This window comes from Dyella sp. (assembly GCF_036384435.1).
GTDB lineage: Bacteria > Pseudomonadota > Gammaproteobacteria > Xanthomonadales > Rhodanobacteraceae > GSA-30.
In genome coordinates this window covers 1-6135 of record NZ_DASVMI010000097.1, presented here as the reverse complement: position 1 = coordinate 6135, position 6135 = coordinate 1, and the positions used below count along the sequence as shown (strand labels likewise).

6 protein-coding genes and 1 tRNA gene are annotated in these 6135 nt (G+C 60.5%); 1 reads left to right on the top strand and 6 read right to left on the bottom strand.

Annotated features, from left to right (window positions below; translation table 11 throughout):
• The first annotated feature begins 171 nt into the window (after window positions 1-171).
• Window positions 172-834 carry a glutathione S-transferase family protein gene (locus tag VF436_RS09810; RefSeq protein ID WP_330903835.1) on the top strand — a complete coding sequence of 221 codons (663 nt, stop codon included), beginning with the start codon at window positions 172-174 and terminating at the stop codon, window positions 832-834.
• Between the two features lie 66 nt (window positions 835-900).
• On the opposite strand, the gene VF436_RS09805 is transcribed toward VF436_RS09810, so the two are convergent.
• The 6 genes from VF436_RS09805 to recA all read right to left on the bottom strand — a co-directional run.
• Window positions 901-1041: a hypothetical protein gene (locus VF436_RS09805; RefSeq protein WP_330903834.1), complete on the bottom strand. Its 141-nt coding sequence runs from the start codon at window positions 1039-1041 to the stop codon at window positions 901-903.
• Window positions 1042-1558: 517 nt separating this feature from the next.
• Window positions 1559-1651, bottom strand: a tRNA-Ser gene (locus VF436_RS09800).
• 72 nt (window positions 1652-1723) lie between these two features.
• Complete coding sequence (gene csrA / locus VF436_RS09795; RefSeq protein WP_330903833.1) at window positions 1724-1927, bottom strand: carbon storage regulator CsrA; 204 nt, start codon at window positions 1925-1927, stop codon at window positions 1724-1726.
• 262 nt (window positions 1928-2189) lie between these two features.
• Complete coding sequence (gene alaS / locus VF436_RS09790) at window positions 2190-4829, bottom strand: alanine--tRNA ligase (RefSeq protein WP_330903832.1); 2640 nt, start codon at window positions 4827-4829, stop codon at window positions 2190-2192.
• A 54-nt stretch (window positions 4830-4883) separates the two neighbouring features.
• Entirely contained in the window at window positions 4884-5369 is a 486-nt protein-coding gene (locus tag VF436_RS09785) for a regulatory protein RecX (protein ID WP_330903831.1), read from the bottom strand.
• Between the two features lie 124 nt (window positions 5370-5493).
• Window positions 5494-6135, bottom strand: a 642-nt coding sequence (gene recA, locus VF436_RS09780; protein ID WP_330903830.1) for a recombinase RecA, incomplete at its 5' end; no start/stop codon positions are given.

Below are 6135 nucleotides of genomic sequence, written 5' to 3'. Positions count from 1 at the left end.
TCGACAACGAGCAATGCATCGAGGCGCTGATGGGCTTCGATAGCGTGATGTCGATTTCAACATGGCTCGTTCGTTGTCCTGACAAACCGGAGGCCATTTGATGCGGGATGATCCCTAACCCGCACGCTTCGGCTCTGCTGCTCTCAAACTCGACCATCGCCAGGAGACCCCATGACTATCACCCTTACCGCTTTTGATCGCTCGCCCGATGGAGGCATGGGGCTGGCCCGAGATACACGCGTTCGCTGGGCCCTCGAAGAGGCTGGTCTGGACTATCAGGTTCGCCCCGTCTCTTCTGCTCAAATGAAGGAGCCAGCGCATCTGGCCTTGCACCCGTTCGGCCAGATTCCCACCTATGAGGAAGGCGACCTGGCACTGTTCGAGTCGGGTGCGATCATTTTCCACATCGCTGCGCACAGTAAAAGCCTTCTGCCGCAGGATGCCAAAGCCAGGGCTCGTGCCATCACTTGGATGTTCGCCGCACTCAACACGGTGGAGCCCCCGATTCTGGAACTGGTAACTGCCAGATTCCAGGAGGGCGACAAACCCTGGAGCAAGGAGCGCATACCCTTGATCAAAGATCGCATCTGCCACCGAGCAGACCAACTGTCCTCCTACCTGGGGCAGTCCGAATGGCTGGATGGTGCTTTCAGCGCGGGCGACCTGGTCATGGTGTCCGTGCTGCTCAGGCTTAGGCCGTCCGGTATTCTCGATGAATTCGCCCACCTGGCCGCCTATGTCGCCCGCGGTGAAGAGCGTCCTGCTTACAAGCGCGCTTTCGCAGCGCAGTGGGCCTTCAACAATAGGTCTGCGCCGTCGAAGCCAGACCAATGAATTGTGCCGGGCGCTGAAAGCGGTGGTCTTCCTCACCGTCTCAAAAGCCATAGAGGAATGCCGAGGTCAAATACCGCCCCGGTGTTCAGCCACATGAGGCTCGTCCGGAATGTCGGTCAGGCGAAGCCTGAATCCATCGAACATCATGTCTTCGATGAGCTTCTTCCACCCGGGGGAGCTCAGGCCATCTTTTAGATGCTTCTTCATCCATGTGATCTTTCACCGCCATGTCGGGAATGGCTTGGACGTTGTCGCTCTTGGAAAGCATGACGCTCTTGTATCAAGCATCGGCTGTCCCTCCAGTCCCACCAGAGCCATGGTCTGCTTTTGTTTTTCCGAGATGTCGTTCTCGAATATTTCGCTCAGGAATATTGCCGTCTTTGGCGTGGCCTCGCAGCGACACACTTTCGCATCACCGAACATCCTTCGCGCACGATGCCCGAAGAATCTTCATGATTACCCTCCGTTCCTGCCACGAAGGCTGATCGCAAGTATTCACCGACCGGCGGGCATACGCCGTTACATGGCAGGCAGCGATGGGAGCGGCACATAGCCTGTGCAGGCATGCGCAAGAATGAGCCGCGCGTTCGCGCACAGCTAAATCGTTGCGCGAATCGCACCGATCCGCGTCCGTAGTCGCTCGCGCACACACGAGTTGCGAAATAAGGATGCCAGATAGAAGGCTACAAAAAAGCCCCTTATTCCAGGGGCTTAATCGTATTACTGGCGGAGAGAGAGGGATTCGAACCCTCGATAAGGCTTTTGACCCTATACTCCCTTAGCAGGGGAGCCCCTTCGGCCTCTCGGGCATCTCTCCGTTTTTGTGTCCGCACTACTGCGGAGCCGGCAAGCTTACTAGACCGGCTTTGGGAGGTAAAGCCTTTGTTTGTCAGCGCTCACCGGCGTCCGAAGAACCGCCCTCGGGATCGTGTTCGTTCTTGATCCGTTGATAGATTTCTTCGCGATGCACGGCTACGTTCTTGGGCGCATTGATGCCGATTCGCACCTGATTGCCCTTCACGCCCAACACGGTGACGGTCACCTCGTCACCGATCATCAAGGTTTCGCCGACCCGACGGGTCAGAATCAACATGTTTGCCACTCCATGAATGCTATGGTCACAGGCCTGCCACCTGCGATGCCTCACCCCTGAGCATCACCGCTGGTAGTTCGACGATAACGTCCGTCGAAGGCCTACTGCCTTCCCCGGCGCACCAAGGCGACGCGCTCCGGGTAAAAGACGCCTCGCCTCTCTGGCTCCGCCATCGTCTGCGGAGCCAATATTCAAACGATACTAGCCGAGCCTCCGTATCCTGCGCAATGCATTAAAGCGGATGTAAACCGGCCATTCACTCTTAGGCTGCGCCTAAATGAGAACCAACCCAGTCAGGCAATGCCGCCAGCAACGCAGGCAATTGGGCGGTATCGTTGCCGCCCCCTTGCGCCATATCCGGTCTGCCACCGCCTTTTCCATCAATCTGAGCGGCGATGTGGGCCACGATATCACCTGCTTTAACGCGACCCATAGCATTTCCGTGTACACCGGCCACAAGTGATACGCGACCCTCAGCGGCACCGGCCAAAAGTACTATGCAATCACCCAGCTGCTGCTTGAGCTGGTCGACGCTTTCACGCAACGCCTTGACATCGAAACCTTCAAGGCGCGCAGCGACGACTTGTATACCACCAACGCTTCTGGCAGACGCCGCCAGATCGGCGGTCGCCGAACCGGCCGCCTTGGCACGCAACGATTCCAGTTCACGTTCAAGCTTCTTCTGCTTGTCGAAAAGTTGGCGCAGTTTCTCCACGGCATCGTCACCAGTGCTGGACAATAGCTGCGAGAACTCGGCCAGACGACGCTCTTCGTCGGCGACATAGGCAAGTGCGCCCGCGCCGGTGACCGCCTCGATACGGCGCACACCGGATGCCACGCCCGATTCGCTGACGATCTTGAAAAGACCAATGTCACCGGTACGTTCTACATGGGTGCCACCGCACAACTCGGTCGAGAAATCGCCCATTTTCAGCACACGTACTTCGTCTCCGTACTTTTCGCCGAAGAGCGCGATAGCCCCGAAATCAAGCGCGTCGTTGTAGCCCATGTGATGAATTTCGGCGGCCGCGTTGCGACGCACTTCATCGTTGACCATGGCCTCGATCTGCGCCAGCTCGCTATGGCTGAGCGGTTTGAAATGCGAGAAATCGAAGCGCAGGCGCTCAGACGCCACTTCCGAGCCCTTCTGCGCCACATGTTCACCAAGCAGCTTGCGCAGCGCAGAATGCAACAGATGCGTGGCCGAGTGGTTGAGCACGATCGCCTGACGGCGGGCAGCGTCCACGCTGGCATCGACCGCATCACCCACGCGCAACGGCTGAGCGCCCTTCCAGCGGCCTGTGTGGGCGAAGAACACACCACCCATTTTCTGGGTATCGATAACGTCCAGGCGGCCCTGCCCGTTCGTCAGGGTGCCCGTGTCGCCGACTTGGCCACCGGACTGCGCATAGAACGGCGTCTGGTCGAGAATCACGAAGCCTTCCTCGCCGTCGGCAAGCTGGTCGAACTGCTTACCATCACGCACGATGCCGACCACTTTTCCGCCACTGGCGGCAAGCTTCTCATAGCCCAGGAACTGGGTCGGCCTGAGCTGGCTGGCCAGCTCGGCGGGCATCTGCCCCTTGGCCTTGAAGTTGGCACCCTGGCGGCCACGCTCCTGCTGCGCGCGCATCGCCTCCTCGAAACCTGCCTCGTCTATTTCCAGCCCGCGCTCGCGAGCGATGTCGGCCGTCAGGTCCAGCGGGAAGCCATAGGTGTCATACAAGCGGAACGCCTCGCCACCCGGAATGATCTTGGCCGTCTTTGCGGCTACTTCGTCGAACACGCGCATGCCGTGTTCCAGTGTTTCGCCGAATCGGTGTTCCTCGGCACGCAGGGCTTCCTCGACGAACGCCTGTTTGGCGGCGAGCTCTGGATAGGCCGCGCCCATCTCCTGCACCAGTGGCAGCACCATTTTCCAGAAGAAGTCACCTCGCACGCCCAGCATCCAGCCATGGCGCAGCGCACGGCGAATGATGCGCCGCAGCACGTAGCCACGCCCCTCATTGGAGGGCAATACGCCATCGACGATCAGGAACGAGCAGGCACGGATGTGGTCGGCGATGACGCGCAACGATTTGTTGCCCAGATCAGCGGTGCCGGTGAGCTCGCCGGCCACCTCGATCAGGTGCTGGAACAGGTCGATCTCGTAGTTCGAATGCACGTGTTGCAGCACGGCCGCCAGACGCTCCAGGCCCATACCGGTATCCACGCATGGCGCCGGCAACGGGCTGAGTGTGCCGTCGGGAGCGCGGTCGAACTGCATGAACACCAGGTTCCAGATTTCGATGTAACGATCGCCATCCTCGTCCGGCGAGCCGGGCGGACCACCGGCGATATCCTCGCCATGGTCGAAGAAGATCTCCGTACAGGGACCGCAGGGGCCCGTATCGGCCATCTGCCAGAAGTTGTCCGAAGCGTAAGGCGCACCCTTGTTGTCGCCAATACGCACGATGCGCTCGACGGGAACTCCCACCTCGCCGTTCCAGATGCCGAAAGCTTCGTCGTCGGTGTGGTAGACGGTGACCCAGAGCTTTTCCTTGGGCAGCTTGAAGACCTCGGTCAACAGTTCCCAGGCATAACGAATGGCATCTCGCTTGAAATAATCGCCGAACGACCAGTTGCCCAGCATCTCGAAGAAGGTGTGATGGCGGGCGGTGTAGCCGACTGAGTCCAGATCGTTGTGCTTGCCGCCAGCACGCAGGCAGCGCTGCACATCGGCGGCGCGCACGTAAGGCAGCTTCTCGCTTCCCAGGAAGACGTTCTTGAACTGCACCATGCCGGAGTTCGTGAACAGCAGCGTCGGGTCGCTGGCGGGCACCAGCGAGCTGGAAGGCACGATGGTGTGGTCTTTCGAACGGAAATAATCAAGGAACGCGGAGCGGATTTCAGCGGTTTTCATGGATTCGTGGCGTCAAGCTGCGGGGACACGCCACGAACGCGCGTACGACGGGAACTAGTTGTCCTCGTCGGCGTCGTCCACTTCGGCGTGGGTAACACTCCGTACTGTGGCGGCGGGAAAGCCTCTACGCAAGAGAAATTGCGCCCGCCGGGCCCGTTCGGCCGGATCGGTTGCGGGTTTTGTGCCGTAGCGCCGGCGCAGTTGGTCAGTAGCACGGGCATGCCAGTCGACCTCGGCTTGCTCCAGGCATTGACGAATACGTGCGTCGGACAACCCGTGACTCTTCAATTCGGCCCGCAGGCGCTGTGGGCCATACCCTTGCCCCACCCGGCTGCGCACCAGCGCCTCGGCGAAACGATCATCGTCCTGGTAGTGCTGCTCGCCCAGGCGATCAAGCGCCGAGCGCGCCTCGTCGCCTTCGTAGCCTCCCTGTCGCAGTTTCAGGCCCAGCTCGCGCCGGGAATGCTCCCGGCGCGCCAGCAGGCCCAGCGCCTTGTCGTAGGCGCTGCGCTTGGGCTTCTTGGGGGGAACGTCGGTCATTACTAAAGGGTGGAGGGACGAGTCGAGGGGCGCGAGTCGACCTGAGGCCTGCTTGCAGGCTACGTGCTAAGCGAGGCGATCGGGCGAGGGTATGAATCCATGCCCCCTCGCCCCCTTAAGCGCCTCAGGCCTCGACCGCCTCTTCCGAGGCCGAAGCGCCAGCACCCTTGCCGGCGGTCAGCAGGCGGGCACGCAGCTCGGTGTCGATCTCGTTGGCAATGGCCGGATTGTCGCGCAGGAACTGCCGGACGTTCTCCTTGCCCTGGCCGATACGATCGCCCTTGTAGCTGTACCAGGCACCGGACTTGTCGATCAGGCTCTGCGCCACGCCCAGCTCGATGATCTCGCCTTCGCGCGAGCTGCCCTCGCCATAGAGGATCTCGAACTCGGCTTGGCGGAACGGGGGAGCCACCTTGTTCTTGACCACCTTGACGCGGGTCTCCGAACCGATCACCTCCTCGCCCTTCTTCACCGCGCCGATGCGACGGATATCCAGGCGCACCGAGGCATAGAACTTCAATGCGTTACCGCCGGTGGTCGTTTCGGGACTGCCGAACATCACGCCGATCTTCATGCGGATCTGGTTGATGAAGATCACCAGGCAGTTGGACTTCTTGATGTTGGCGGTGAGCTTACGCAGTGCCTGACTCATCAGGCGGGCATGCAGGCCAACATGCGAATCGCCCATTTCGCCCTCGATTTCAGCCTTGGGCGTGAGCGCGGCGACCGAGTCGACCACCACCACGTCCACCGCGCCCGAACGTAC

Excerpts from the sequence above, each read along its gene's own strand:
- VF436_RS09810 (WP_330903835.1), top strand. The coding sequence starts at position 172 with ATGACTATCACCCTTACCGCTTTTGATCGCTCGCCCGATGGAGGCATG.
- VF436_RS09785 (WP_330903831.1), bottom strand. The coding sequence starts at position 5,369 with ATGACCGACGTTCCCCCCAAGAAGCCCAAGCGCAGCGCCTACGACAAG.
- alaS (WP_330903832.1), bottom strand. The coding sequence starts at position 4,829 with ATGAAAACCGCTGAAATCCGCTCCGCGTTCCTTGATTATTTCCGTTCG.
- csrA (WP_330903833.1), bottom strand. The coding sequence starts at position 1,927 with ATGTTGATTCTGACCCGTCGGGTCGGCGAAACCTTGATGATCGGTGAC.
- VF436_RS09805 (WP_330903834.1), bottom strand. The coding sequence starts at position 1,041 with ATGAAGAAGCATCTAAAAGATGGCCTGAGCTCCCCCGGGTGGAAGAAG.